This window comes from Streptomyces sp. NPDC058291 (assembly GCF_042880855.1).
GTDB lineage: Bacteria > Actinomycetota > Actinomycetes > Streptomycetales > Streptomycetaceae > Streptomyces.
In genome coordinates, this window is the sequence record NZ_JBHVYK010000092.1 from 1 (window position 1) to 25,777 (window position 25,777).

A 25,777-nucleotide genomic window follows, 5' to 3' on the forward strand; every position below is an offset into this window, starting at 1 on the left:
AGGGACGGCAAGGTGGACGTCATCTCCGAAGGCCGGTGGCGGTTTCATCCGTGACCCGACGCGGGGTGGGGAGCCCCGGACAGGGCGGTGCCGCGCCCGAAGGCGCGGGTGGTGACGTACCCGTCATGTGGGGCGAGAGCCGGGTACGCGGTGAGGACGTCAGCAAGCGCCTGGCGAGTCCCGGCGTCGACAACCCGGTTCGCTTCGCCGACCCGGTTCGCTTCGCCGACCCGCATGTGGCTGCCCCGGGTACCGGGCGGGTCGGCACCACTCCCGATGTCGGGGCAAGGCAGGGGGAAGCCCGTGGTCTTGATCTCATGGGACTCGGGGTTCCGGTCCTGGCCCGTGAGGGGCCAGGACGCGGCCGCGATAGCGCGCCCAGCCTGACTGAGCCTGGAGGAGACCTGCGAGGGGCGTGCGGCCGGGTCCGCGACGGCGAAGGCTCGGAACATCTGCCCAGCCTGTTCCAGGGCGGTCGCGTAGGCCTTTCGGCGGGTACCGGTGCGGCCCTGCCCGGTGGATCCGACCGGCCGGCCCGCAGCCGCTCCCGCACCGGAGCCCCCATGCGGACACGCCACCCCCTCGTCCTCACCCTCGTCCTCTGCGTTGCAGTCCTCACCGGAGCCTGTACGCAGCAGAAGCAGAAACCGGACGAGTCCGCAGACGGAAGGACCTTCTCCGCATCGCAGCCCCCTACCTGGGACGGCAAAGAAGACGCAGAGGCGGCGATGCGGCGAGCCACACGCGCTCTGGACGCGGTCGAATCCGAGAGCGCTGCCCGCGAGGACTCCGGCACGACGACCTTGGCGAAGGGCCTGAACAGGACACTCACGACGCAGGACAAGAGGCCCTACACCTTCGACATCGCCTGCCAGGCTCCCGCAACGCACACGCTCACACTGACGCTGACGCGGGGAGACGTGACGAACGAATGGGACGTGCAGTGCGGCGACCGCGAAGCGGACCAGTTCAACATCCCGGCAGGCGCGCCCATCACCGCTCGGATCACGCCGGCGAGCGGAGGAACCGACGGCATCATCAGCTGGCGACTCAACACCGTCGGGGCCGGGGATGTAGAGGAGGGTCACGTCCTTGGCGTGGGTGGCTCGGGTCGCCGGTCGCCGGTCGCCGGTCGCCGGTCGCCGGTCGCCGGACGCCGGACGCCGGACGCCGGACGCCGGTCGCCGGTGCAGTAGATCGACGCCTCGCCGCTTGTCACCGGTGACACGCCGGCCGCAACGGTGACAGGCGTTTTGCCGCCGCCCAGGAGACGTGGCTGCTGATGAAGGTGGGCACTGGCCCGGCGACGAAGACCGAGGCTAGGAGGCCGCCTCGCGGCGCACCTCGTATCCATACCTCTTGTCTGGATTCGTGTCGAAGTACAGCGTCGGGTGGTCGCCCGCCTCCTCGACCTGGAGAAGCGTGGATTCGGAGTCGTCCGAGAAGGAGCCTGCGGCGTCGAAGCGCAGCTCGATGGTGCTGCTGCGGTCGTCGCCGCCGTCGAGGCTCCACTCGCCCCGCCCGGAGAGTCTGCCGTTTCCGGGCGGCGGGTCGGTGAAGCTGAACTCGATGGCATCGCGTGGGATGCCCGACATATCGAACCTGCCGTCGTGGCTGAACTCGATCCGGCCGCCGCCGGAGCCCTTCCAGACCCCGGTGACCTGCGCCGAACCCAGTTCGTCCGCCTTGCCCACTTCACAGCTGTCGAGAGCGAACAGGCCGCCGAGGAGCAGTGTGAGGCCGGCCGCGACCATCCCGCACCCCCGAAACAACTTCATGTCTACCTACGGGTACTCCGGTGCGGCTTCGTGATCTAGCTAGGCGTCGAGGTAGCGGTAATCCCCGTCCGGGAGGCCGATCTCCAGGCCGCCGTTGTGGACCCTCCACTCGCTCATGCCGTCCACGTCGTGGCTTGCCAGAAAGAGCCCCCGGGGCCTGTCGTCGTACTCGTCATCCTTGTAGGAGGCCGGGATCTGGGCGATCTGTCGCAACCTCTCCTCGAACCAGTCGAGGGAAACCGCGCGGATGTAGCCCCCGTAGAAGGCGAACCTGACGCCGTTGTACTGTCGAGCCGGGAACGCCCAGCCCCCGCTGTAGGTGCGCTCCGGATCGTCTGCTTCCACGATCTCCTTGATCTGGGCCAGCTGTCCGTCGTCGAACTGCAGCCAGCCCCTGACCGAGACCATGATTCCCACGGTGGTTGCTCCTCATTCGTGTGGCGCGCTGCCCTGACGCACGATCCCTGTGCGCTTGCACGCTAGGGGCGACCTGTTCGGTCGCGCAAAGGGATTCACCGGTGGATCAGCCGCCTCGGACGAGAGCGTGCCATCCCCACCCGGTCGGGCCTCGCGATGCTGCGCTGGGCCCGGGTGAGTATGAGAGCGGCCACTGCGTGATGATCTGGGGGCGGCCGTCGTAGACGCCGGGTCGGAGGCGTGCAGCAGGACGCGAACATGGCGGCTCGTCAGCCGTACCGTCACCGAGGAGTGGTCTGCCGGCATGTGTTCCGTTCTCTGAACTTCGTGAGCGGTTGCCGCGATCGTCGTCGGGATGATGGCTCGGGGCAGGTGCTTGCGTGCCTTCGCCCAGGTGATGAGCCGGTCCTTGTCGGGTCCTGGCGGCAGGCAGTCCAACAGGCGGTCCAAGTGAGCCGTCTTGTTCTTGTGGCGGCGAAGTGCGCCGATCTGCTCAGTCGGGAGGTCAAGCCACCGGGAATGGCTGAAGGTGAGGGCGACGTCATCCCGACAAACTCATGACAGCCGCATGGCCGCGAGAGAAAGGGGACGGCCGTCTGGGGCGTGATCGGTCGGGACTCGAAGGCGCCGGTAGATCGCCCCTCACGTCACCGCGCTGATCACCCTCGCCAGATACCGGTCGAAGAGGTCCGCCTTATAGAGCAGCCCGCTGTACTCGAGGGGGATCCGGTACGCGTTCACTTCGGCGGTAGGCGTCCCGGGCCCGGCGTGCCCGTTGTGATGCCCAGCGGCGGCGAACACCTTCTCGGAGGAATCCACGAAGTCCCGGTACCTCATGGACGTCACCGCGTCGTCGAAGGACGGGCTCCGCAGCCCCTTCACCTTGCTCGCCAGTTGCAGCAGGCGCGTGGTGGTGAAGCCGTCCACCTCCTCAGAAGGCTGGTTCTGGTAGAGGACGGTGTGGTACTCGGCGAACCTCCCCCTTGCCACCGCCGCGCGCAGTGCGTTGACCGCCTTGGTCGACCCGCTTCCTCCCAGCCGCGGGTCCAGGAATGACGCCATCGTGTACTCGACCTTGACCTTGCGCCGGAGGACCCACTTGGTCAGGACGGGGCCGCCGCCCGTGGTTTCGAATTCCTTGCAGTATGGGCAGCGCGGGTCTTCGTAGAGGTGCACGGTCACCTCCGCCTGCGGGTCGCCCACCAAAATGCTCGTGCCGTCCGATGCCACCTGCTCGGGCACGTCCGCCAATCGGGTGTAATCGACCGTGGCCGGACTTTGTTGCCCGCCGTCGGCCGCGGCGACCGGCTGGCTGGGCCCGCAGCTCACCAGGGTCGTACCCAGTACGCCTGTCAACACGGCTACCGTCAGCCGTCTACTTCCGCGGTTCAACCGCATCATGCCCCCCATTGGTCTTGGAAGCGGAGAGTAGGCCATCTGTCGCAGGGCCGGGGCTACGGGGTTCGGCTCCCCGTCCCTCTCCACTGTTGGCACCGGATCCCGGCCTGTTCCGGTGGCAACAGTCCGCCGTCTACCGGCGTCTACCGGCAGTTCCTCGTACGACATCGCGCCTGTTAGACCCAGGAGCCAGCCCGACGATCAGCAGCCGGGCGTCGGACGGACCGAACCCGGGCACGGGCCGCCCGCGCCACCGCGATTTCCTGGTCGATCTGGACGACCGCGTTGGTTGAGGCCGCCGCGTCTTCCATGGATGGCCCAAGCTTTCACGGCGGCGTTCTTGTCGTTGGCCCGGCCAGGCCGGCTTGCAGGCCTTCGCGCCTTCGACGCTGGGCGAGGACGCCGGACTCTGACGTCGTCCACGCCCCGACCGGCTGCTGAACAGCGACCCAAGCGACTGAGGGCGCACGACGGTCGAAGCGTGTTCGCGCAGGGAGAGGTCCCGCTTCTCCCGGGTGGCCGCCCTGTAGCGGTGACGACGGATCAGCGACCTGCCGGAACGCTACGGCCCGTGGCAGACGGTCTGCGCCCGCTCCGCCGCTACGCCCAGGACGGCGTGTTCACCCAGGCTCTGCAGCAGATCCACGTGTTCCCGGCTGTGTCCGGGGGCGAGACGACGCTGCGGGAGCTGGTGCACGAGTCCAAGACCCGGGGGCCGGTCTACCGGCGCACGGTGCAGACGACGCTGAAGGCGTCGTACACCAACCACCACCGGCGCGGGCTGATCAGGCTGCTGGACGTGCTGGAGTTCCGTTCCTCCAACCACACGCACCGGCCGGTGATCGAGGCCCTGGCGCTGGTGGCGCGCTACGCGAACGCGTGGAACACGACGTACTACCCGCTGGGTGAGACGGTGCCGGTCCACAAGGCGATGGGCGGGGACTGGGCGGAGGTCGTGCACCGGACCGACAAGCGGGGACGGCGCCGGGTGGTGCGCATGGTCTACGAGGTCGTCGCCTTCCAGGCCCTGCGCGATCAGCTCAAGTGCAAGGAGATCTGGGTGGTCGGTGCCGACAAGTGGCGCAACCCGGACGAGGACCTGCCGCAGGACTTCGAGGCGAGGCGGGCGGAGAACTACCGGGAACTGCGCAAGCCGCTGGATGCCGCGGTGTTCATCGACGAGTTGCGCGAGCAGATGACGGCTGAGCTGACCCTGCTCAACGACCAGATGCCGAAACTTTCCTGGCTGGACATCGCCGAGCGAAAGTCCGGGGCGATTCGGCTGACGGCGGCCGAGGCCCAGCCCGAGCCGCGCAACCTGCGCAGGATCAAGGCCGAGGCACAGCGGCGTTGGGGCATCGTGCCGCTGGTCGACATGCTGAAGGAAGCGGCGCTGCGGACCGGTTGCCTGGACGCGGTCACCTCCGTCTCCGGCGGCGGCAGCCTCTCGCCGGAGGTGTTGGCCGAACGCCTGCTGCTGGTCATCTACGCGTACGGCACGAACACCGGGATCAAGGCCGTGGCGTCCGGCGGCCACGGCCACACCGAGGACGAACTGCGCTACGTACGCCGCCGCTACCTCTCGGCGGAGGCCACTCGCGCCATCGCCATCCAGATCGCGAACGCCACCTTCGCCGCCCGCAGCACCGAGTTGTGGGGCCAGGGCTCGACCGCGGTCGCCTCCGACTCCACGCACGTGCGCGCCTATGACCAGAACCTCTTCACGGAGTGGCACTCGCGCTACGGAGGCCGTGGGGTGCTCATCTACTGGCACGTGGAGAAGAAGTCCCTGGCCATCCACTCCCAGCTGATCAACTGCACCGCCTCCGAGGTCGCCGCGAGGATCGAGGGCGCGATGCGGCACGGCACCGCGATGGACGTGGAGGCCAACTACACGGACTCGCATGGCCAGTCGGAAATCGGGTTTGGCATCACGAGGCTGCTGAACTTCGACCTGCTGCCGCGTATCAAGCGGATCAACAAGGTAAAGCTGTACCGGCCGGTGGCCGGCGAGCCGGACGCCTACCCGCAGCTGAGCCCGGCGCTGACCCGCCCGATCCGCTGGGAGCTCATCGCCCAGCAGTACGACCAGATGATCAAGTACGCCACGACGATCCGGACCCGTACCGCTTCCACCGAGGCGATCCTGCGGCGCTTCACCCGCAACGCCTCCCACCCCGCCTACGCGGCGATGCTGGAGGTCGGCCGCGTGCAGAAGACCATCTTCGTAGCCCGGTACCTGCGGCTTCGGGACCTCCAGCGGGAGGTCGAGGAGGGCCTGAACGTGATGGAGTCCTCCAACGGCGCCAACTCCGTGATCGCCTACGGCAAGGGCGGGGAGATCGCCTCGAACCGGCGCGACGAGCAGGAGATGTTCGTCCTGTGCCTGCGCATCCTGCAATCCGCTCTGGTCTACGTGAACACTCTGATGCTCCAGGACATCCTGGGCGAACCGGAGTGGGCCGACCTCCTCACGCCCGCCGACCGGCGCGGCCTGACTCCGCTGTTCTGGTCCCACGTCCGCCCGTACGGGGAGGTCAACCTCGACATGGATGCACGCCTCAACCTCGCCGCGGCCATCGTGCCGGGCCCCCGGAGCCCACTGGACGACCAGCAGGTGCCTTCTCGATAGCGGATTCCCTTCGCTATGGTGGAGGACATGAGTGACGGCAACACTTTGGCCAGTGGTCTGTCCATGTCCGAACTGGGGGCCAGGATCCGAGGCGAGCGACGGGCTCGGGGCATCAGCCTGGAGCGGCTCGCCGAGCTGAGCGGCGTGAGCCGGAGCATGGTGTCCGAGGTGGAACGCGGCGCGAAGACACCGAGCGTGCTGGTTCTCGATCGCCTGGCGACCGCACTGGGCACCTCGATCGCTCGACTTCTGGATGAACCGGTGCGCCCCGACGTCGTGGTTCTGGCCGGTGACCGGCAGCAGGTGGTGCGGGACCCCGCCGGGTGGGAACGGCGGATCCTATCCCCGGTCCTGCCGGACATCGAGTTCGAGTTCATGCGCACGACCCTGGAACCTGGCGTGGACGCAGGGGAGTTCTCTGCGCACGCGCCGGGTTCGCACGAGTACGTGGCAGTGGAACAAGGGCGTCTGCGCCTGACCATCGACGGTCTGCCCCACCGGCTTGATGCCGGAGACGCGGCCTATTTCCCCGGCAACCGCCTGCATGCCTTCGCCAACGACTCCATCGACGTGTGTGTGTACTACCTGGCTATGGCACTGGCCCCGGCAGCCGACTCCCGGCTCCACCGCGTGTGGGGAGGGCACGATGCATGACCTGCGTGGAGCAGCCCAGTCGGCGGCGGACCTCGCAGCCGATCATCTGGCGTGCGTGGCAGGAGGGCCGGTGTGGCGGCCGGTGCCCGAGGCGGACCGCACATGGCTCACCCGGCAGCCACTGCCCGCCGACGGCCGCCCGCTGACGGACCTGCTGGACGAGGTGCGCGACCGCATCCTGCCGTATCCGATGGGCAACGGGCATCCTCGGTTCTTCGGCTGGGTCAACTCCCCACCCTCGCCTGCCGGCGTCTTCATGGCCCCCCTGGCGGCGGCCATGAACCCCAGCTGCGCGGGCGGAGACCACGCCGGCGTTCTGCTGGAACGCACCGCCGTGCGGTGGCTGGCGGAGCTGGTGGGATTCCCCCACCGCCCCGGGGCCGGGCTGCTGACCAGCGGAGCCTCCATGGCCACCGTCGTGGCACTGGCCACCGCCCGCCACCAGGCGTTCCGCGACCAGGGCCACGACGTGCGCGAGACCGGGCTGTACGGGCACCGCCCACTGGCGCTCTACGTGTCCGCCGAGGCACACAGCTGCCTGCGCAAGGCGGCGGAACTCCTCGGCCTGGGCACCCGATACCTCCGCACCGTCCCGGTCGACGCGGCATTCCGCATGGACGTCGGCGAGCTGCGCCGTCTGATCGCGGCCGACCGGCGAGCCGGGGTGCGGCCGTTCTTCGTCGCCGCCAGCGCGGGAACGGTCAACACCGGAGCCGTCGACCCGCTGGATGACATCGCCGCGATCGCCCGCGAGCACGGACTGTGGTTCCACGTCGACGGTGCCTACGGCGCGCTCGGCATCCTCGCCAACGACGCCGTCCCCCAGTACGCCGGGCTGGAACGGGCGGACTCTCTGGCCTTGGACCCGCACAAGTGGCTCGGCGTCCCCGTTGACGCCGGCTGCATCCTCTTCCGCGAACCGGCCGGCCCGCGCGCCGCCTTCAGCCTGGTCCCGCCCTACCTGCGCGACGAGGACGCCGGGGAGCTCGGCTGGTTTTCCGAGTACGGCACCGAGCAGACCCGCCCTTTCCGCGCACTGCGCGTGTGGGCCACGATCGCCAACCTCGGACGGGACGGCATCGTTCGCCTGGTACAGCACACCACCAGTCTCGCGCGCACGCTCGCCGAGCTGATCGAAGCCTCAGACGACTTCGAACTGCTCGCCCCGGCCGTCACCTCCATCACCGCATTCCGCCACCGGCCTCCGACCCTCGACACAGACCGCGCGGAAGCACTGAACGAGGCGATCCCGGCTGCCGTGCAGCGCCGTGGGCACGCCTTCCTCACCGGCACACGGCTCTCCGGCGCCGCGGCCCTACGCGCCTGCATCCTTCACCCGGCCACCACCAAGGACGACCTCATCGTCCTGCTCGACGAAATCCGGGCCGCGGCGCGCGAGGTCACCACATGAGCCCCCAACACCTGGTCCTCGACCTCGGCGGCGTGCTGTTCCACTTCGACCACGCCCATCGCCTGCAACGCCTGGCCGACGCCTTCGCGTTCCCCGCAGACCGCCTGGACGCGTTGCTGTGGGGATCCGGGTTCAGCGCCGACTGCGATTCGGGCAAGTACCCGCACGCGGCGGAAATCCGGGACCGTATCCGGGCCGCCACCGGCTTCACCGGCAGCGACGATGACCTCGACGCTGCCTGGTGCAGCGCCTTCCGGCCCGACCATGCCGTCCGCGAGACATTGGAACGCCACCGTGGTTCCGGGCCGTTGGCGCTGTTCACCAACAACGGCCCGCTGGAGCAGGAGGCGCTGCTGCGGCTGTACCCCACAATGTTCGACGGCTTCGACCACCTACTGTTCAGCCACCGCCTCGGACACCGTAAGCCCACCCTGGCCGCCTTCGACGCCGCTGCGAAACAACTGGGCGCTTACCCGGACGACATCCTCTTCATAGATGACAGCGCAACCAACACCGACGCAGCACGCGCCGCAGGCTGGACCGCCCTCCAATTCCAGAGCAAAGAGACTTTCGAACGAGCCCTGCGCCCCAGAATCCCGTAGCTGAAGTTTCTGACCTGGCGCGGCCGGTTTCCCAAGATGCGTCTGGAGCTGCCGCCCGATGCGGTCGAGCATGTCGCCGAGCAGGTGGGCGTCGCCGCGTCCGAGCTGGGGTTCTATGACTTCACCTCCCGCGTCGCGAAGCGGCATCGCAGCGAGCTGCGGGATCTGACCGGGTGGCACGAGTGCTCGAAGACCGACCTGGTCAAGCTCGTCTCGCACCTGGTGGACGTGATCTGGCACGACGAACGCCGCGAGGAACAGGTGCGGGCCGAGCTGCTGCGGCAGATGCGGGTAGATCTGATCGAGCCGCCGACCGCGGCCCGGATTGCAACGATCATCCGGTCCGCGCTGCACCAGGCCGACGACCGGGGCCGTCGCGGAGGTCGCCGCACGCCTCGCGCGGGAAGAAGACTGCCCCCGCCGGCTGGACGCGCTGGTCTTCACGGATCCGATCGACGACAGCGAGCAGGATAACGACACCGAGTCCGTGGACGGCGACGGTGCGGACGAAGACCTGGAGTCGGTGCTCTCCGACATCAAGTCCCATCCGGGCAACGTCAGCCTCAACTCACTGCTGGACGAGATCTCCAAACTCAAGCAGGTCCGCGCCGTCAGCACCCCGGCCAAGGCGTTCACCGGCATCGTCGTCCAGGTCATCAACGCCTGGCGGGCCAGAGCCTCAGCCGCCGCCCCGAGCCACCTGCGCCGCTTCTCCCCCGAGGTGCGGCACGTCCTGCTCGCCGCGCTGCTGTTCCAGCGACAGCGGGAGATCACCGACACCCTCGTGGAGCTGCTGAACTCCACCGTGCACCGCATCAACGCGCGGGCGGAGAAGAAGGTGACCGAGGCGTTCGTCGCCGAGTTCACCAAGGTCCGCGGCAAGTCCGGCCTCCTCGGAAAGATCGCCGCCGCCTCGCTCGGCGCCTCCTCCAGCAGGGCGGCCTGTGGTCACAGTGGTGCCAGGACGCGCCCCACATCCACGGCGATGACGATATCTCCGCCCACCTGGGCGGCATCCGCCTCGCCCGCGCCGTCATCGACGAATGCGTCGAGCCTGACCGTGCGTGGACGGCGGCGTGCCGGGCCCGGGTGCGGTCCGCGAACCGGCGCCCGGCCGGCCACGGTGAACCGGATGGTTCTTCCTGCGGGGCCGGCCAGCAGAATCGAGGCGGCCAGGTCGTTGACCGGGAGGGGCGGAGCACCGCAACCGCGGTTCTAGGCCGTTGGCCGGGGAGACGGCGGATCGATCAAGTCGCAGGCGATGCCGAGCGCCGCATCGATCAGCTCCGGGCCTGCGTTTTCTGCTCGATCGGCCTCGTCGCCGGCCAGGTGCAGTGCGGTGATGGCCAGGCGGACGCGCAGCGATGCGGCCGGGTCGCCGTCACCGGACAGCGCGCCGGGCCCGGCCAAGAGCTCGAAGAGCGTCATGACGTGCTGCTGTACCTCGGCCGCGAGCGGCTGGTTGCGCAGCGTCGGCTCGTTGTCCTGTGCGAAGCGGGCCGCGGCGGTGATGCCACCGGCTGTCAACTCGGCGTAGCGGCGCAGGAGTTCGCGCCGGGTCTCGGGTCCTGCGGGCTGCTGCTTGGCCCAGTCGGTGAGTTCGGCGACCGCGGCGGAGAAGTCGGCCAGTACGGCGGCGAGGATCTCCTCCTTCGACTTGTAGTGGTAGTAGAGGGCCGCCTTGGTGATGTTCAGCTGCTCCGCGATCATGCGCAGCGAGGTGCCGTCGTACCCGTGCTCGCTGAAGAGCTGAAGGGCTACGCGCTGGGCGCGCCTTCGGGTGTCGGTGCGGCGGCCTGCCATGGAAGTCCCTTCGTCGCGGTCGTCTCGGCCGGCCCGTGAGCGGGCCCGCAAAGGGCCTGCCCTCTCCATTGCTTGCCGATCGGCAAGCAATGGGCTAGCTTCGCCTCATCGTCAACTTTACCTGTCGGCAGGTAATGAATGCGAGTGCCGACGCACGCCTTCACAGGGGGGTTCACCATGCTGAACAAGACGGGCAAGAAGACGAAGAGCGTGAAGATCACGTGGAGTTCCGATCCGGCCCGGCTGCATGCGCGCCGCTGGTGGGGGCTGGTGGTCATCGCGATCGCCCAGCTGATGATCGTGCTGGACACGACCATCGTGACCATCGCGCTGCCCACCGCGCAGCAGGATCTGGGCATGTCCGACTCGAGCCGGCAGTGGGTCATCACGGCCTACACCCTGACCTTCGGCGGGCTGCTCCTGCTCGGCGGCCGCATCGCCGACCGGCTGGGCCGCAAACGCACCCTGATCGCCGGCATCCTCGGCTTCGCCGTCACCTCCGCTCTCGGCGGCACGGCGGACTCCGGATGGACGCTGGTCACCGCCCGCGCCGGACAGGGCGCCTTCGCGGCACTGCTGGCCCCCTCGACCCTCGCGCTGCTGATGGCGGTGTTCCCCGGACCGGCCGAACGGGCCAGGGCCATCGGGATCTACAGCGGGGTGCTGACCGCAGGCGGCGGAATCGGCCTGGTCGGCGGCGGGCTGATCACCAGCTACCTCGACTGGCGCTGGTGCATGTACGTCAACATTCCCATCGCCCTGCCGGCCGCACTCGGCGCCATCGCCGCGCTGCCCGATCCTCCCGGACGCACCGACGCGCGGATCGACGTCCTGGGAGCGCTCACCGGCTGCGGCGGCATCGCCGCTCTGGTCTACGGGTTCTCCGAGGCCGGCGAGCACGGATGGCACACCCGGCCGGTCATCCTCTCGCTGGCCCTGGCCTCCGCCCTGCTCCTGACGTTCGGGATCGCGCAGGCCCGGTTACGTGCTCCTCTCCTTCCGCTGCGGATCCTGACCGACCGCGACCGGGGCGCGGCCCTCGCCACCGTCGCGCTGGCCACGCTCGGTCTGTTCGGGGTCTTCCTCTTCCTCACCTACCAACTGCAGTCCGTGATGGGCTACTCCGCGGTCAGGACCGGCCTCGCCATGCTCCCGCTCGTCGCGATGAACGTGACGGCGGCGACCCAGCTGTCCGGCCGCCTGCTCCCCAAGCTGCCGCCCCGGCTGCTGATCGTGCCCGGACTGCTCTGCGCGGCCGGCTCGCTCGCCCTCCTCACCCAGCTCACCCCGCACAGCTCCTACACCGCCGTCATCCTGCCCGCCGAGCTCTTCCTCGGACTCGGCATCGGCACACTGTTCGGCCCCGCCGTCGCGACGGCCACCAGCGGAGTCGCTCCCCACGACGCCGGCATCGCCTCCGCGACCGTCAACACCGCCCAGCAGACGGGCGCCTCGATCGGCACCGCACTGCTCAACACCATCGCGGCCGGCGCCACCGGCACCTACCTGGCAGACCGCCACGGCGCGGACACCCTCCGGGACGCCACCGTGCACGGTTACGCCACCGCCGCGACCTGGGCCCTGGGCATCATGCTCGGCACCGCGGTCCTGGCCGCCCTGCTCATCACCGCAGACCCGCGCAAGACCGCGCCGTGCCCCGCAGCGAAAGCGCCCCGCCCAGCCGCGCCCCACCGGGCACACCGCCTGCGCCGCTGACGCACAGCAGGATCACCCCCTCACAGCGCCGGCCCGGCGCCCGACGAGGCCGGCGACCCGGGCAACGCATCCCGACCACGTCATCCCGAAGGGGCGTCACCACGTCATCCCGAAGGGGCGTCACAGGACGGGGAACGACCGGGGTCTTGACGCCACCAACACCAAGGAGCACGCCATGACCGCCCGTTTGAACCTCTTCAGCAATCCGACCACGACCACTGCCAAGGCCGCCGGGTACTTCGGAAAGGCGAGCAAGACGATCCTGGAGGAATCCGCGCTGCCGGCCGCGACCCAGAAGCTGGTGGTGCTGCGCGCGAGCCAGATCAACGGCTGCGGCTACGCCACCGACGTGTGGAGCAAGAACGCCGCACACGCCGGGGAGAGCGCAACCCGCATCAACCTCGTCGCGGCCTGGCGCGCGTCCACGGTCTTCACCGACGCCGAGCGCGCCGCCCTGGAACTGACCGAACAGGGCACCCGCATCGCCGATGCCGCCGGCGGCGTCACCGACGACGCATGGGCGAACGCCGTCCGGCACTACGACGAGGACCAGCTGTCCGACCTGGTGATGCTCATCGCCCTGATCAACGCCACCAACCGCATGGGCGTCATCGTCCGCCAGCGCGGCGGCGACTACCAGCCAGGCGGGCTCGGATGACCACAAGCAGCCTCGGGCACCCGGTCGTCAGACAGGGCAACGCGGCGTTCCAGTGCCACACCGCCCGCCTCCGCCTGGTGCCTCAACTCGCCAAAGCGCCTCGCCAACGCGCCTCGCCAACGCGCCTCGCCAAAGCGCCGACGCGCCTCGCCAAAGTGCTCAGGCGCAATCTCTACCTCCGGGAGCGGGCCAGAACCTCGTACGCTGCGGGAACGAGGAAGGCCGCGGGAGGGGGACCCACATGTCCTTGCAAAAAGGCGCCAACGTACCGGTGCCGAGTACGAGGGTCCGGGTGGAGCTGGGGTGGCGGGCAGGCCCCGGAACTCCTGATGTGGACGTGTCGGCCCTGTTGCTGACGGCGGCCGGCAAAGTGCGCTCGGACGACGACTTCGTGTTCTACAACCAGCCCGTGCACCGCAGCGGCACCGTCCGTCACCAGGGCAGACGCCAGGACGCCACGGGCGCGCTCGAGACGATCGAGGTGCAGTTGTCCTCGGTGGAAGCGGAGATCGCCACCGTGGTGGTCGCCGCTTCCACCGACGGCACGTTCGGTCAGGTGTCCGGCCTGTTCGTGCGCGTGCTGAACGCGGACAGCGGCACCGAGGCGGCGCGCTTCGACGCCACAGACGCCACGTCGGAGACGGCGTTCATCCTCGGGGAGCTGTACCGGCGCAACGGCGCATGGAAGTTCCGGGCGGTGGGCCAGGGATACGCGTCGGGCCTGGAGGGTCTCGCCACCGATTTCGGCATCACCGTGGACGAACCCGCCTCTCCCCCGCAGGCGCAGCAGCCACCGCCCACGCCCGCGCCGGTGCAGCCGGCAGTCCCCGCGCCACAGCCGCCGGAGCCCGGGCACGCCCAGCCGGTGCGGCTGTCGAAGATCACGTTGACGAAGGCGGCGCCCTCGGTGTCGCTGACCAAGCAGGGGGCCACCTCGGGAGGCATGCGGGTCAACCTCTCGTGGAGCGCCCCCAAGCCCCCGCGTGGCTGGATGAGGAAGGGAAAGGACGCCGTCCAGTTGGAGGACGTCGATCTGGACCTGTCCTGTCTGTGGGAGCTGCGGAACGGAGCGAAGGGGATCGTCCATCCCATCAACAACCAGTTCGGTTCCTTCGACCAGCCGCCGTACATCCAGTTGGACCAGGACGACCGGACCGGCGCGAGCGAGGACGGCGAGAACCTCATGGTCAACCTCGATCATGCGGCCGAGATCAAACGCCTCCTGGTGTTCGTGGCCATCTACTCCGGGGCGTCCAGTTTCGCGGGCCTGCACGGGGTCGCCACGCTGTTTCCGCCCACCGGTCCGCCGATCGAGGTCCGCCTGGACGAGTGCACCGTTCCCTCGCCGGTCGTCGCGATCGCGCTGATCGAGAACGTGGGCGGGGAACTGATCGTCCGGCGAGAGGCGAAGTACCTCTTGCTGGCGCCCGGCATCAGCAACCAGCAGGCCGTGGACATCGAGTACGGCTGGGGCATGACCTGGCACGCGGCCAGCAAGGACTGACCCTCGACCAGCCGAGCGGGTCGAGGCGCCACCCCTGACCCGGTCCCCGCCCCCTCCCCGCCCGTGGAGTGGGCGATCATCACGACCCGGCTGACCCGGCTGCGCGGCCGTTCGAGTACGTCGTGCGGACGGCGTCGCCCTGGTCGACACCGTCATCGCCTTCCACCAGGCGGCACCTACACAGGATCCGTCGTCCTGACGACACCTCAGGAGCGTAACCCGCCTTCGGGCAAACGCACTTGATCATGATCAATCCGTGGGAGAGCGTACGCGCACACCGGACGCGCCGCGCGGTGCACCGACGACGGTGCTCGCCGCGCAGCCTGTCGTTCATGTCTTCCAGGGGGAACCACAGAGATGAAAGCCATATCGCGTCGCTTCGCGACCGTCGCCGCGGCTGCGGCATGCATGGTCATCGCCACCGCCACCTCCGCCAGCGCGGGCACGAACTCGCCCGTCTCGGACGCGAGCAACGGAGACGGTTACGCGTACTTCGTGGCCGACGGCGACAAGTTCCTGATCCACGACAACAAGTGCGACGGCGGGGCACGGGTACGGCCCGCGGGTCCCGCGGGTCGGTCCCGGCCAGCGCCTCGTCGCCCGTATCCCACACGGCCGGCACTTGGGCGTCCGGTCCGCCTACCTGCCCGAAGCGCGGGTGAGCACCCCCGGCGCAGTGAACCGCGGGCCGCCCGTCTTCGCGGCCGCGTCCAAGGGGTCGGCCGGCAGGCGCGGGTCGTCTCCGTGTCCCGGGACGGCATCCCAGGCGCCTCTGTCTCCGCAGGTCAGGTGGGGTGGGACGGATCCACTGTCCCGGGTACGGCGGCAGCTGTTGTCGGGGGTCCCACGGGTCCTGGAATCTGTGGATGTCGCACCGGCCGAGACAGCACGACCGCGGAGCCGGCAGCACGACACCACTCACCTTGCGCCTGTGCCGGGACACCTCTGTGCCGGTCGGCGTTCGGGGCCTCGCACCACCCGCCGTCCCACGGACGCAGAGAACAGCCGCGTTCGGACCAGAGAAGGAAGCCACCACATGAACACGAACACCTCCGCACGCCGTCGTCCGGGCCGCCGCGTGGCCGCCGCGGCCGGCCTCGTCCTGGCCCTGGGCCTCGGTGCGGTGGCACAGGCCTCCGCCGCCGAACCGCGGACCGCCGGCGGCGAGGTCAGCGCCTCGGCCCCGTCCACCACGCGCTCCGACTCGGGTGCGTCGCTGTCCGGCCGCCAGATGCTCCGGGTGCTGAAGTCTGTGCTGCCCAGGGGCGCGAAGATCTCCGACGAGCAGAGCCAGGAAGGCTACGCCGCACTGGTCTGGGACGACGGCCACGGGAAGAGCATGATCGGGGTGAACGCCCAGGACGACATGGGCGACGTCCTCGACGGGCACATGGGCTGCGACGGCGAGTACATCCAGTGCCAGGCCCTGACCCTGGCCGACGGCACCCAGGTGAAGCGGGCCAAGCGGGCATCGGAGAAGGGCGGCTCCGCCGTGGTGTGGCTGGTCGACACCCTGCACCCGGACGGGCGCCGGGTCATCGTCCAGGAAGTGAACTCCTACGCCGAGGGCGGCCCGGTGACGCGGCCGCGGCCCCCGCTCACGCTCGACCGTCTGCAGACCATCGCGCTCGACTCCCGGTGGGCGGGCTGACCGCATCACCGCTCGGACGCGCGAAGATTCGCGCGAAGGGGCGGGGCCACGGAGGGGTTCACTGATTCGCGCGAAGGGGCGGGGGGCCACGGAGTGGATTCACCGGAGTCCGGAACCGCTCACTGCCGGATCCGTGGGACAGCTCTCCTCCCTCCTGCCCCGAGCCCGCCCCCGCCGGCCCGGCGCCGGCCTGGCGGACGGTGCTGGAGCGCCCCGCCTCCTCGGCCGCCGTAACCGCGGCCCGCTGTTCCTCACCGAACGCACGCATCACCGGTCACCGCCCTCCGCGCTCGCCCACGGCGCGGAGGGCGGCGCCCCGGGTTCCGCTCACGTGGCCCGAACCCTCACACGGCATCATGCGGGCATGATCACCGTTCATCTGAAGTACGAGATCGACGCCGACAAGCTTGAGGACTTCGAGGAGTACGGTCGGCGCTGGGTCCAGCTCGTCAGCCGTTTCGGCGGGACGCACCATGGCTACTTCCTGCCGAGTGAGGGCGACAGCGACATCGCCTACGCCCTCTTCTCCTTTCCCAGCCTGGCCGCGTACGAGCAGTACCGCACGGACAGCATGTCCGACCCGGAGTGCCAGGAAGCGTTCCAACTGGCTCGTGACACCCGCTGCATCAAGCGGTACGAGCGCCGCTTCCTCCGGCCGCTCCACGGCCTGTCCTAGCCTGGTAGGCCGCCGGCGGGGTGCGTGGCGCGGTCCCCCGGCCGTGCCGCGTGCGCAGTGCCGCGATGACGGCCGTGGCCGTCGGGTCCGCCGTCTCGGTGTGACGCGTCGCGGCGTACAGCAGGCGCAGGATCGGACGGTCCTCGAGGGCACCGTGCGGATTCCGGGCGTACCAGGGTCGATGGTCGTCCGGGGGACGAGCGCGGCGGCAGGGCCGGCCCGGGCGAGGGAGAGCTGGGCGGCGGGGTCGGCGGTGCCGTAGCGCTCGTGGGTGTGAAGCCGACCTGGTGGCAGGCGGGCAGGATGGGCTGTCCGCAGTCCGTGGTGGGCGGCGGCACGGCGCGGGCTGTGCCTGGCCAGTTCCCGCCGTTCCCGGGCGCCGCTCACCTTGGGCCCCACCGCACGAGCGCCACAGACGGCCGCTACTCGATGCCCGCTGAAGCATCCACTGCTCGATCGCCGTTCGTACGCGATGCGTACGGTGAACGTACGCGATCTGCACGCCTCGCAGGGGTAGGGTGTCGATCATAGGAGGCGCTGCATGTCTGAGTTGTTCGACGCGGTCGACGCGCTGCTCGCGTCGCGCGCCGCGCTGCCGCCCCCCGCGGAGCGCAAGCGGCTGCGGGCCGCGCACGGGCTGACGATCGACGAGGTGGCAGGCGCGCTGAAGGTGCGCCGGGCCACGGTCAGCGGCTGGGAATCCGGCAAGACCGAACCTCGACCGCCCGAGCGCGACGCCTACGCCCGGCTACTGGACAAGCTCGCGGAGCTGTACCCGGAGACCGCGCCCGCGACCGCGCCCGTCCAGGAGACGGCGGTCCCAGCCACCGACACACCGGCCCCAGCGCAGACCGAGTCTCCGGCGACGGACGAGCCGCCCAGGGCTGCGGCCGTGACGGCAGCCGTGAACACCCCCCAGACCCGCCCTGGCCCTGCAGCCCCGAACACCCCCCAGACCCGCCCTGGCCCTGTTGCCGCTGCTCCTCTTGCCGCTGCTCCTGTCGCCGCTCCTGCTGCCGCCGCTCCTGCTGCCGCCGCCCCTGTCGCCGCCGCCCCTGTCGCCGCTGTCCCTGTCGCCGCTGCCCCGGCGGCCGCGTCGCGTCCGGCGCGCACCGCCAGGCCGTCGTCGACGTCGCGCCGTCCCGGCGCGCCCAAGGAAGCCCCGGCCGCAACCCCGACGGCCGGCACCGACCCGCGGTTCGAGAACGGTCCGCTGGCCGTCGTCGACGTCGAGGACGGGCAGGTACACGCGTACTGCACCGGCGGCCTGGTCCTGGACGTGCCCGCCAAGTCCATCCCGGCCCTGGTCGACTGGACGCTGCGCGAGGCGAAGCTCGGCGCGCCGAAGCTGTCCGGGCCGGGCAAGGACGCCGACCCGCTGCTGGTGCTCACCGAGGCCGCACTGGAGCGCTACGGCCTGCCCGTCGCCCTCAGCGAGGAGGAGCGGCTCGCCGGGCGGATCCCGGAGGGCCACAAGGTCGTCAAGCAGTTGCTCCGGGCGGAGTGGAAGCTGACCAAGCGCGGGTTCGGGCCGTGGGCGAGGATCTACCGTCCCGCCACCGGTTCGGGGCGGGCCTGCGTGCAGTTGTGCATCCCGTCCTGGAACGCGCTGGACACGCGGCACTGGGGCGAGGCCGGGCAGCTCCCGCCGGCGGAACTCGCGCGCGTGCTGGGCGTGTACGCGTCCCGGGTGATGACCCCGCGCGGATCGACCGCCGTGACCGGCCTGGAGCTGATGACCGCGCTGCACCCGCCGACCCGCGCCTCCGAGCCGGACGCCGACGGCAAGCGCCACTCCGAGCACAACCCCGGCAGCCTCGGCAGGGACCCGGTCGACTGCGCGCCGTGCGAAGCCCCCGACGGACACCCGCTGCTGGCCGGCCTGCCGCGCTTCCACGTCCGCGGCCCGGCGGAGAAGCTGTTCGAGGAGGCGTACGACTGGGCGCGGCCGATGACGGATGCCGAGTGCACCCTGCGGCACCTGGTCGGCATCGACGTGAACATGGCCTTCGCCGCCGGCGCCAACGGCCTGATCGTCGGCCTCGGCGCCCCCACGCACGTCAAGGCGCCGGTGTTCGATCCCAAGCTGCCGGGCTCGTGGCTGGTCGACCTCTCGCACGTCGACCTGTCCCGGGTGAAGGTCGGCAAGGACACCTGGGCGGACCTGGACGCGAATCTGCTGCCCAGCCCCTTCACACCCAAGGGCGAGCGTCCCGAGGGGCCGGCCTGGTACGCGACGCCGACTGTCGCCTACGCGGTGGAGCTGGGCTACGAGGTGCGGCCGATCGAGGCGTACGTCCGGTACGACAACGGTCGTTACCTGGACGGCTGGTACCAGCGCCTGCGCGACGCCTTCCTCGCCACGATGGCCGATCTCGGCGTGCACGCCGACCTGTCGCCGGCCGCCTCCCTCGCCGCGATGGACGGCTACCGGGAACGCGACCCGGAGCTGGCGATCGTCGTCTCGGCCGTCAAGGCGACCGTGAAGGGCGGTCTGGGCAAGTTGCGTGAGCGCCCGCGCGGGGAGGGCTGGCGGCCCGGTGAGCCGTGGCGGGCCCTTGCCCGGCCGACGTGGCGGCCCGACATCCGCGCGGCGGTGATCTCCCGCACCCGCATCAACCTGCACCGCAAGATCGTCAAGCACGCGGCGTTCACCGGGCAGTACCCGGTCGCGATCCTGTCCGACTGCGTCGTCTACACGGCCGACGGCACCAGCCCGCTGGACTTCCTGCCCTACCGCGAGGGCAAGCCGCTGCCCGGCGGCTTCAAGCTCGGCATCAACCCGGGCCTGGTCAAGCACGAGGGCACCCAGAGCGTCCTGTGGGGCGAAGAGGTCCGCGAGCGGTTCGACGCCCCGGAACTCAACCTCGCCCGCTACATCAAGGACGGCACCGTCACCGACGTCGACAACGGAGAGTAGGAGAGGACGATGGCCCTGTTCGGGGACGGTCTGGAGGCCGCGGTACAGAAGGCGTTCACCCGTCCGGCGCCCAAGAGGGCGGGCGCGCAGATGCGGTACCTGGTCAAGCAGCTCAAGGGCACCAAGGCCGTCGCCCAGCTGCTGCGGATCTCCCAGCGCACCGTCGAACGGTACGTGAAGGACCAGATCAAGAAACCGCGCCCGGACCTCGCCGCACGCCTGGAGCGCGAGGTGAAGAAGCGCTGGCAGCCGCAGATCCGGGCGAGGGCCCGGCAGACGGCGGCGACGACCGGCGGCATCGTCATCGACACCCGCGCCCGTCTCGGCTACACCGCACCGATCGGGACGACGGACCAGGACCGCATCCGACACCTGACCGTCGCCCTGCCACCCCGCCACGCCGCCCGCCTCTTCGACGCCCAGGAGCAGGGCGCCCCCGAACAGCGCCTCCAGGAGCTCGCCGCCGAGGCACTCAAGGAGGTGTACTTCCAGGACAACGGCCGCCGCGCCGGCAGCCTGGAGGAGGTCCGGTTCACGGACATCGAACACCTGGAGTTCGACCTGTAGCAGCCGTCCCCCGAACGGGCCGCGAGCCCGTACCAGTGAGCCGAGGCCGCGTACAGCTCGTCCCTGCCGATGACCAGGTCGGGGGTGCCCCTACGACCACGATCCCCATTACCAGCCGTCGACCGCACTGTTCTGGCGGTCTGCCGCCGAGGTCGTCGACATCCTCGCCACTTCCCCGGAACCGTACGAGGCGGACTGGGAAGGCTACGTCCCAGAGCCGTGTCTCCTGGCGCCGGAAGCCATCACCGAGTACCCCAACAGCTTCGACCCGAGCCCGGAGACAGGGGCTGCGGTCGGGGACTGGAGCAGATGTCAGGCAGCCGGAGCGGGCGTGGACAGCTCGTACGCGGACTATCCGCAGGAGTTCTACGACGAAAATCTGGCCGCCGCTCCCGGATGGAAGGTCGGGGGCTGGCCGCCGTGGGGCCGCACCGACTCGATCCGCCTGTACTGCACTGTCTGCGACGCTCGGATGGCGCCGCTGCTGACCATCGCCTCCTTCGAATGGAACGGTGATGAGCTACGCAGCTGGATGCCGTACGAAGACCAAGCCGCCGCCTCCGCCCCCGGTCACCGTGCCGGCCAGTCCCCCGCACAGCCGACGAAGGTGGAAGCAGGCGGCACCGACAACATGCAGCTCTACGTCTGCCGCCCGCCCTCCCCCGAACACCCCCACACCGACCTGATCCAGTGAACTTCCGGAGTGCGGCCCGCGCCTGCCGGACGTGTCGCCGACTCTCCCCTGGCTCATTCGGAGTCGTCGAAGGTCTTTCGGTGGGGTTGAAGCGGGGCGGCGAACTGGGCGGAGGCGCGCTGCGGCTCTCCGCGCCTACGGGTCGGCACATCCTCGGCCCCTGGGGGCCTGCGGTGAACCGACGGGGCCATCAGGTGATCGGGCGGCTGCGGCCTGCCGGTGGGGTCACAGGGCAGCGTGGCTGAGGCCGGTGGGGGCTGATGGAGCACACGTGACGGGTGCTTCGTCGACTGCGGTCGCGCCGTGGCGTGCTTTCGTGGGCCGGGGATGAGGGAGGGGGCGAGGCATTTTGCCGACCGGTGGGAAGGGGTACGGATGTGAACGCCCCGAAGAGAGTCGTTCGGCGTTGCCTGGCGCGACCGCTTTCCGGGGCACGGGGTGTGCGGGGTACCGCGGCAGACGACAGCGCATCCTACTGCTGGAGAGGGCGTCGGCGTCGATGGCACGCTGACCTGCAGATATGCCCTTTCCCATCCAGATCCGTCGATCTGGCACCCAGTCCTCAGCATCGTGCACCCGGTTCCTGAGGGCAGGGCAGACAGTTCCTGGAGCCGTAGTGCTCATGTTCTGAGAACCGTGACCACGGTTCCAGGAACTGCCTAGATTGACGTCACGTTCATGAGTAGCCGCTCTGTTGGGCGAGGCGGACGGGGAGGCAGATCCATGTCAGGTCGAGCAACACGCCCTGGAGGCAGAGTTCATGTACTCCGTGCTCATGTACGTTAAGTTCATCTGGTCGGCCTGAAGGCCGCCGTTCATACGCATCGAGGCAATGCCCAGCTACGGAGGGCCCGTTGGGAGCAGTACGCAGACTCGTCGATGCGGACACGGGCGAGGCCATCCCCTACGCGCCCTACGCCTTCTCCGGTGAGCACATCCAGGTCGACAAGGCGAGAGTCGCAGCGATCACCGAGAGCAAGGAATTCACCCCGAGCCAGAAGTTCCTGGTGCTGTGGTGGATCGGGGTCTCCCCCCAGGGCATGGCGCCGTTGCGGGCGACCGGCGCGGACATCGCCAAGAAGGTCGGGATGACGGCCGACGCCGTCGGCAAGATCAACCGCAAACTGCTCAAGCGCCGCATCCTGATCGAGCGCGGCCGGATCGGCAACTACAGGCTCTACCGGATCAGCCCGTACATTGCCTTTCACGGGACCGGGATCGAGCAACGGGAAGCGATCAAGACGTGCAACCCGCCGGACATCCCCGGCTTCGACAACACATCCCCTTCGTGGTGGGAGGCCCAGTGAACAACGACGACAAGCGAAAGCTCCTGGACGTCCTCCACCGCACCGCCGGCATGACCGCCAACCAGCGCCTGATCGTCATGCTCTACGCGATGCACCCCACCGACCGGGCCGGCGCCGTCGTAGACACCGGCGCCAACCTCGCCAAGCTCGTCGGCATGTCCCCCACCGTCTTCTCCCGCACCCGGCGCCAGGTGGTGGAGGCCGGATGGCTGGAGGAATCCGAGCGGCTGGCACACATCAGCTACTACCGGCTCAGCGAGAAGAGCACCGGCGAGGACGTGGTCGTCCCGCTGCGCCGCGCAACCTGAACAGTTCCCAGAAGCAGAGCTCATGTACGTGAGGTCAATGAGTCCGACCCCAGCGTCGGTGCTCATTGACCTCACGTACATGAGCTTCCGGTCGCCCGGCGCGGGTGAGGTTACCGGCGAGCGCCACGAGCCCGGCTTCACCCAATCGGACGCCGACGGCAACGTTACAGACAGGCGAGACGGCCTCTACGCCCGCCTGACGGCCTTTCACGGGCCCCGAGATCGGATCACACCAGCCCTGCAGAGATCGGCCCGTGAAGGCCTCTTTCTGTCGGTCGCTTTTGGGGCCAATGTCCGTTAAGGCTCGTTGGGACTCGAACGGGGTCGACCAGCGTCGGTGTTGCCCTGCCCTTGCCGAGGATCCCTTGAGCAGTGAGCAGGACCAGGTGATTACGCCGTAATCACGATGGCTCGATCGTTCGGAGGCCGGCTTCGGCGGCGAGCCGGTGGTACCCGGCCTCAGCAGCCGGGTCCAGGAAAGTCACCTGGTGCCATCGGGCCCGGTCGTAACCGTCGCTCTCACGCCAGGCACAGACGATGCCGCAGAGTTGGTTCCAGTGCTCCGCGATCATGGTGAGTCGCCGCATTTCCCTGGCGATCCGCTCGTCGTCCGTCGGTGGAGGGCTGGGAGCCGGCGGCGGTGTCGCGCGTCTGCGGAGACGTCCCCTGTTGGGGCCTCGGATCGCTGATTCGAGCGCCAGCACGAGGGCGGACACCGCCTCGCTAAGAGCTACGGCCGCGCGGTGCTCCTCCGTGTCGCCATCGTGAGCGTGCTCCAGTGATTCCAGACGCGGCGCCAGAAACTCCGGGATCGCCCAGGCGTCGTCCACCGTGACGTCCACGGCGTGATGCAGCGCCTGTTGCGGGTCGTTGGTCATCCGGGGGTCCCCCTCGTCGATGTGGCCTCGGCTCCGTATGGAAGGAGCCGGCAGCCGGGTGCGGGGACCCCGGCTGCGTGCCCACCGGGGCGGTGGTCAGACCACGGCGAGCCGGTCCACTACCAGTTGCACCCTGCGCTCGGTGTCCTCCGGCGGGAGCCGGCGCGCCCGGGTCAGGGTGGCCAGTCCATGCAGGGCCGCCCAGAACACCTCGGTGAACAGTCCTGGGTGGACGCCGTCCCCGGCGACCTCGCCGAGGCTTTCCAGCAGGGCGGCGAAGGCGTCCTTCAGAGGTTCCGGGGTGTCCTCCTGTGCGTACGGGAGGCCGCTGTCGAGCTGGAAGATGGCGTCGTAGACCGCCGGGTTGCGTACGGCGAAGTCGAGGTAGGCGCGGGCCAGGGCGGCGACCCGGGCGCGCGGGCCGTCTGCGGTGGCGGTCGCGGCGCGCACCGCCACGGCCAGCTCGGCGGCGCCCTCCAGGGCGACTGCGCCGATGATCTCCCGTTTGCCACGGAAGTGGCTGTAGAGGACGGGCTGGCTGTACTCGATGCGCTCGGCGAGTCGGCGGGTGGTCACCGCGTCCCAGCCCTGCTGCTCGGCGAGTTCGCGGGCCGTCGCCACGATGAGGCGCTCGCGTACCGCCCGTTCGCGCTCCTTGCGTTCCTGAACCGACATAGCTCGATCCTAGCACCGCTAGACAATCAAGCGGCAATAGTACTAGCGTTGCCTCATCAGCTAGCAACGCTATATTCCAGGAGGGGCCGTCATGTTCCACGCACTTGAGGTCGTCACCACCGTGGTCGTCGGCGTGATGGTGGGGGTCGAGTTCGCCGTCGCCTTCGTCATGAACCGGATCCTCAACGCACTCCCACAGGACAGCAGGCAACGCGGTCACGCCCACGGGGGCCGGATGCTCGGCGCTGTGATGCCGGTCTGGTACATCGGCTCACTCGCCCTCGTCGCGGTCTGGGCCATCGCCGGACGGCACCACCACGGCGCCGGCCTCGTCGTCACCGCCGGCGCGCTGCTGCTCCTCAGCGTGGTCATGTCGGTCCTACTGCTCGTCCCGATCAACAACCGGAACAAGACGTGGACTCCCGAGAACCGGCCCGAGGACTGGCAGGAGCAGCTGCAGCGCTGGGAACGCTTCCACTACGTCCGCGTCGCCGTCATCATCGCTGCCTTCACCCTGCTCGTCACCGCCCTCGTCTGAGCCGCGCGGACCGGCCGCGCGCGGGCAGGCCCGCTCCCCCGCTCCCCCGCTCCCCCGCTCCCCCGCTCCCCGGCTCAGAGGGCGGGGGAGCGGGCCACTGAGCTCCCGGCATCCAGCAAGGCCGCCGCCGCTGGGATCCGCCGTGGTCGCCGGCCGGGACGAAGCCGTCCTAGAGGACGGCCACCGTGTCGGCGTCGCCGTACCTGAACCCGTCATTGTCGAAGTAGAAGACGGTGACCTTCACTTTGTCTCCCTTGTCGAAGTGTGAGCCCGCGGCCGGGCGCAGGGTCACCAGCGCGACATGGTCGTTGTAGTCGCAGACCAGCTTGTCCTTCTTGACGGTGCCCGCAGCGATGGACTGGTCGTGGGGGCTGTGGTTGAGCGTCGTCGCGTTGGCCACGAGTTCGTGGTCCATGCCGACGTCGCAGGAGTAGGTGACCTTCACCTGAAGGCCTGGAGTGCGCTGCGACACCGTGTCGATGGTCAGCAGGTTCGCCTTGGCCGCTGCCGAAGGCGCGGTCGCCAAGGCTCCGGCTCCGATCAGAAGAGCGGTTGCTGCGGTTCCGGCGAGGCGTCGTCGGAGCGTGGATGACGTCATCTGGGATTGTTCCTTCCCCCTTGCGCGGTTGCCCTTGGTCAAGGTGTGGAGAATCTCCAACTAAGCGGGCAACTGCGGCAGTTGTTCAGGTCGACCTGGATGTTACGTGAGCTTCGAGTGATTCCGGCGTCAGATGGCGTGGCCCCGCTTCGTGAGGAATGCCGCATCCCGCCGGATGAACCACTCCCGGCTCGGCATCGTCAGCGGCGGGCCGGTCTGACATGAGCGGTCGCACATGGCCCGCCGCTTGGACTGATGGCTGCGTGGGCTTCTGCGTCCGGAGGCTGCCAGGCCTGCGCCGCAATCGTTCGCGGCAGGGCGGTGCGCGCCTCGGTAGTGATTACGGCGTAATCACTTGGGCGCCCGCCTCGTCGGGGTCGACGCCCGTGCGC

General features: G+C 69.6%; 25 protein-coding genes. 18 read left to right on the forward strand and 7 right to left on the reverse strand.

Annotated elements, in window-relative coordinates; genetic code table 11:
• Window positions 1-563: 563 nt before the first annotated feature.
• On the forward strand, window positions 564-1,196 hold the full coding sequence (locus ACFVYK_RS31965) for a hypothetical protein (RefSeq protein ID WP_389780031.1): 633 nt from the start codon (window positions 564-566) through the stop codon (window positions 1,194-1,196).
• 123 nt (window positions 1,197-1,319) lie between these two features.
• Here the strand turns inward: ACFVYK_RS31965 and ACFVYK_RS31970 are convergent, their stop codons facing one another.
• From ACFVYK_RS31970 to ACFVYK_RS31980, 3 genes are all read right to left on the reverse strand, one after another.
• A complete protein-coding gene (locus ACFVYK_RS31970; RefSeq protein ID WP_389780033.1) occupies window positions 1,320-1,778 on the reverse strand; it encodes a hypothetical protein in 459 nt (152 codons plus the stop codon).
• Window positions 1,779-1,817: 39 nt separating this feature from the next.
• Window positions 1,818-2,186, reverse strand: a complete 369-nt coding sequence (locus tag ACFVYK_RS31975) for a hypothetical protein (RefSeq protein ID WP_389780035.1) — start codon at window positions 2,184-2,186, stop codon at window positions 1,818-1,820.
• 651 nt (window positions 2,187-2,837) lie between these two features.
• Complete coding sequence (locus tag ACFVYK_RS31980) at window positions 2,838-3,596, reverse strand: DsbA family protein (protein WP_389780037.1); 759 nt, start codon at window positions 3,594-3,596, stop codon at window positions 2,838-2,840.
• Window positions 3,597-4,164: 568 nt separating this feature from the next.
• On the opposite strand from ACFVYK_RS31980, the gene ACFVYK_RS31985 reads away from it, so the two are divergent.
• Genes ACFVYK_RS31985 through ACFVYK_RS32010 form a run of 6 tightly spaced genes read left to right on the forward strand, consistent with a single transcriptional unit; the run spans window position 4,165 to window position 10,111 of the window.
• Window positions 4,165-6,225, forward strand: a complete 2,061-nt coding sequence (locus ACFVYK_RS31985) for a Tn3 family transposase (RefSeq protein ID WP_389780039.1) — start codon at window positions 4,165-4,167, stop codon at window positions 6,223-6,225.
• A 27-nt stretch (window positions 6,226-6,252) separates the two neighbouring features.
• On the forward strand, window positions 6,253-6,879 hold the full coding sequence (locus ACFVYK_RS31990; RefSeq protein WP_389780041.1) for a helix-turn-helix domain-containing protein: 627 nt from the start codon (window positions 6,253-6,255) through the stop codon (window positions 6,877-6,879).
• Entirely contained in the window at window positions 6,872-8,290 is a 1,419-nt protein-coding gene (locus ACFVYK_RS31995) for a pyridoxal phosphate-dependent decarboxylase family protein (protein ID WP_389780043.1), read from the forward strand. The genes ACFVYK_RS31990 and ACFVYK_RS31995 overlap by 8 nt, the downstream gene beginning before the upstream one ends.
• Window positions 8,287-8,892: an HAD family hydrolase gene (locus tag ACFVYK_RS32000; RefSeq protein ID WP_389780045.1), complete on the forward strand. Its 606-nt coding sequence runs from the start codon at window positions 8,287-8,289 to the stop codon at window positions 8,890-8,892. Before ACFVYK_RS31995 ends, ACFVYK_RS32000 begins: the two co-directional genes overlap by 4 nt.
• A gap of 9 nt (window positions 8,893-8,901) precedes the next feature.
• Complete coding sequence (locus ACFVYK_RS32005) at window positions 8,902-9,366, forward strand: DUF4158 domain-containing protein (protein ID WP_389780082.1); 465 nt, start codon at window positions 8,902-8,904, stop codon at window positions 9,364-9,366.
• 13 nt (window positions 9,367-9,379) lie between these two features.
• A complete protein-coding gene (locus ACFVYK_RS32010) occupies window positions 9,380-10,111 on the forward strand; it encodes a hypothetical protein (RefSeq protein ID WP_389780047.1) in 732 nt (243 codons plus the stop codon).
• Here the strand turns inward: ACFVYK_RS32010 and ACFVYK_RS32015 are convergent.
• A complete protein-coding gene (locus ACFVYK_RS32015) occupies window positions 10,108-10,695 on the reverse strand; it encodes a TetR/AcrR family transcriptional regulator (protein WP_389780048.1) in 588 nt (195 codons plus the stop codon). The two genes, ACFVYK_RS32010 and ACFVYK_RS32015, sit on opposite strands and share 4 nt — an antisense overlap.
• Window positions 10,696-10,872: 177 nt before the next feature.
• Here ACFVYK_RS32015 and ACFVYK_RS32020 point away from each other — a divergent pair, with 177 nt between their 5' ends.
• The 10 genes from ACFVYK_RS32020 to ACFVYK_RS32065 all read left to right on the forward strand — a co-directional run bounded on the left by ACFVYK_RS32020 (window position 10,873) and on the right by ACFVYK_RS32065 (window position 22,696).
• On the forward strand, window positions 10,873-12,411 hold the full coding sequence (locus ACFVYK_RS32020) for an MFS transporter (protein WP_389780049.1): 1,539 nt from the start codon (window positions 10,873-10,875) through the stop codon (window positions 12,409-12,411).
• A 175-nt stretch (window positions 12,412-12,586) separates the two neighbouring features.
• On the forward strand, window positions 12,587-13,069 hold the full coding sequence (locus tag ACFVYK_RS32025) for a carboxymuconolactone decarboxylase family protein (protein ID WP_389780051.1): 483 nt from the start codon (window positions 12,587-12,589) through the stop codon (window positions 13,067-13,069).
• Window positions 13,070-13,310: 241 nt separating this feature from the next.
• Window positions 13,311-14,573 (forward strand): TerD family protein, encoded by a 1,263-nt coding sequence (locus tag ACFVYK_RS32030; RefSeq protein ID WP_389780053.1) that lies wholly within the window; start codon window positions 13,311-13,313, stop codon window positions 14,571-14,573.
• A gap of 1,036 nt (window positions 14,574-15,609) precedes the next feature.
• The gene (locus ACFVYK_RS32035) at window positions 15,610-16,224 is read left to right on the forward strand and encodes a hypothetical protein (protein WP_389780055.1); all 615 of its coding nucleotides are present in this window, start codon (window positions 15,610-15,612) and stop codon (window positions 16,222-16,224) included.
• Window positions 16,225-16,588: 364 nt separating this feature from the next.
• A complete protein-coding gene (locus ACFVYK_RS32040; protein ID WP_389780057.1) occupies window positions 16,589-16,900 on the forward strand; it encodes an NIPSNAP family protein in 312 nt (103 codons plus the stop codon).
• Between the two features lie 541 nt (window positions 16,901-17,441).
• Window positions 17,442-19,820 carry a telomere-associated protein Tap gene (gene tap / locus ACFVYK_RS32045; RefSeq protein WP_389780059.1) on the forward strand — a complete coding sequence of 793 codons (2,379 nt, stop codon included), beginning with the start codon at window positions 17,442-17,444 and terminating at the stop codon, window positions 19,818-19,820.
• 9 nt (window positions 19,821-19,829) lie between these two features.
• Window positions 19,830-20,387 (forward strand): telomere-protecting terminal protein Tpg, encoded by a 558-nt coding sequence (gene tpg, locus ACFVYK_RS32050; RefSeq protein ID WP_389780061.1) that lies wholly within the window; start codon window positions 19,830-19,832, stop codon window positions 20,385-20,387.
• Window positions 20,388-20,718: 331 nt separating this feature from the next.
• On the forward strand, window positions 20,719-21,081 hold the full coding sequence (locus tag ACFVYK_RS32055) for a hypothetical protein (protein WP_389780063.1): 363 nt from the start codon (window positions 20,719-20,721) through the stop codon (window positions 21,079-21,081).
• Window positions 21,082-21,935: 854 nt separating this feature from the next.
• Window positions 21,936-22,388 (forward strand): MarR family transcriptional regulator, encoded by a 453-nt coding sequence (locus tag ACFVYK_RS32060; RefSeq protein ID WP_389780065.1) that lies wholly within the window; start codon window positions 21,936-21,938, stop codon window positions 22,386-22,388.
• A complete protein-coding gene (locus tag ACFVYK_RS32065) occupies window positions 22,385-22,696 on the forward strand; it encodes a replication initiation protein, RepL2 (protein ID WP_389780067.1) in 312 nt (103 codons plus the stop codon). Before ACFVYK_RS32060 ends, ACFVYK_RS32065 begins: the two co-directional genes overlap by 4 nt.
• Window positions 22,697-23,097: 401 nt before the next feature.
• Here ACFVYK_RS32065 and ACFVYK_RS32070 read toward each other — a convergent pair whose 3' ends face one another.
• Window positions 23,098-23,574 (reverse strand): hypothetical protein, encoded by a 477-nt coding sequence (locus tag ACFVYK_RS32070; RefSeq protein WP_389780069.1) that lies wholly within the window; start codon window positions 23,572-23,574, stop codon window positions 23,098-23,100.
• Window positions 23,575-23,670: 96 nt separating this feature from the next.
• Window positions 23,671-24,249 (reverse strand): TetR/AcrR family transcriptional regulator, encoded by a 579-nt coding sequence (locus tag ACFVYK_RS32075; RefSeq protein WP_389780071.1) that lies wholly within the window; start codon window positions 24,247-24,249, stop codon window positions 23,671-23,673.
• Between the two features lie 91 nt (window positions 24,250-24,340).
• Between ACFVYK_RS32075 and ACFVYK_RS32080 the strand changes: the two genes are divergently transcribed.
• Complete coding sequence (locus tag ACFVYK_RS32080) at window positions 24,341-24,787, forward strand: anthrone oxygenase family protein (RefSeq protein ID WP_389780073.1); 447 nt, start codon at window positions 24,341-24,343, stop codon at window positions 24,785-24,787.
• Between the two features lie 169 nt (window positions 24,788-24,956).
• On the opposite strand, the gene ACFVYK_RS32085 is transcribed toward ACFVYK_RS32080, so the two are convergent.
• Complete coding sequence (locus ACFVYK_RS32085; protein ID WP_389780074.1) at window positions 24,957-25,313, reverse strand: hypothetical protein; 357 nt, start codon at window positions 25,311-25,313, stop codon at window positions 24,957-24,959.
• Between the last annotated feature and the right edge of the window lie 464 nt (window positions 25,314-25,777).

Excerpts from the sequence above, each read along its gene's own strand:
- ACFVYK_RS31965 (WP_389780031.1), top strand. The coding sequence starts at position 564 with ATGCGGACACGCCACCCCCTCGTCCTCACCCTCGTCCTCTGCGTTGCA.
- ACFVYK_RS31970 (WP_389780033.1), bottom strand. The coding sequence starts at position 1,778 with ATGAAGTTGTTTCGGGGGTGCGGGATGGTCGCGGCCGGCCTCACACTG.
- ACFVYK_RS31975 (WP_389780035.1), bottom strand. The coding sequence starts at position 2,186 with ATGGTCTCGGTCAGGGGCTGGCTGCAGTTCGACGACGGACAGCTGGCC.
- ACFVYK_RS31980 (WP_389780037.1), bottom strand. The coding sequence starts at position 3,596 with ATGATGCGGTTGAACCGCGGAAGTAGACGGCTGACGGTAGCCGTGTTG.
- ACFVYK_RS31990 (WP_389780041.1), top strand. The coding sequence starts at position 6,253 with ATGAGTGACGGCAACACTTTGGCCAGTGGTCTGTCCATGTCCGAACTG.
- ACFVYK_RS31995 (WP_389780043.1), top strand. The coding sequence starts at position 6,872 with ATGCATGACCTGCGTGGAGCAGCCCAGTCGGCGGCGGACCTCGCAGCC.
- ACFVYK_RS32000 (WP_389780045.1), top strand. The coding sequence starts at position 8,287 with ATGAGCCCCCAACACCTGGTCCTCGACCTCGGCGGCGTGCTGTTCCAC.
- ACFVYK_RS32015 (WP_389780048.1), bottom strand. The coding sequence starts at position 10,695 with ATGGCAGGCCGCCGCACCGACACCCGAAGGCGCGCCCAGCGCGTAGCC.
- ACFVYK_RS32020 (WP_389780049.1), top strand. The coding sequence starts at position 10,873 with ATGCTGAACAAGACGGGCAAGAAGACGAAGAGCGTGAAGATCACGTGG.
- ACFVYK_RS32025 (WP_389780051.1), top strand. The coding sequence starts at position 12,587 with ATGACCGCCCGTTTGAACCTCTTCAGCAATCCGACCACGACCACTGCC.
- ACFVYK_RS32030 (WP_389780053.1), top strand. The coding sequence starts at position 13,311 with ATGTCCTTGCAAAAAGGCGCCAACGTACCGGTGCCGAGTACGAGGGTC.
- ACFVYK_RS32035 (WP_389780055.1), top strand. The coding sequence starts at position 15,610 with ATGAACACGAACACCTCCGCACGCCGTCGTCCGGGCCGCCGCGTGGCC.
- ACFVYK_RS32040 (WP_389780057.1), top strand. The coding sequence starts at position 16,589 with ATGATCACCGTTCATCTGAAGTACGAGATCGACGCCGACAAGCTTGAG.
- tap (WP_389780059.1), top strand. The coding sequence starts at position 17,442 with ATGTCTGAGTTGTTCGACGCGGTCGACGCGCTGCTCGCGTCGCGCGCC.
- tpg (WP_389780061.1), top strand. The coding sequence starts at position 19,830 with ATGGCCCTGTTCGGGGACGGTCTGGAGGCCGCGGTACAGAAGGCGTTC.
- ACFVYK_RS32070 (WP_389780069.1), bottom strand. The coding sequence starts at position 23,574 with ATGACCAACGACCCGCAACAGGCGCTGCATCACGCCGTGGACGTCACG.
- ACFVYK_RS32075 (WP_389780071.1), bottom strand. The coding sequence starts at position 24,249 with ATGTCGGTTCAGGAACGCAAGGAGCGCGAACGGGCGGTACGCGAGCGC.
- ACFVYK_RS32080 (WP_389780073.1), top strand. The coding sequence starts at position 24,341 with ATGTTCCACGCACTTGAGGTCGTCACCACCGTGGTCGTCGGCGTGATG.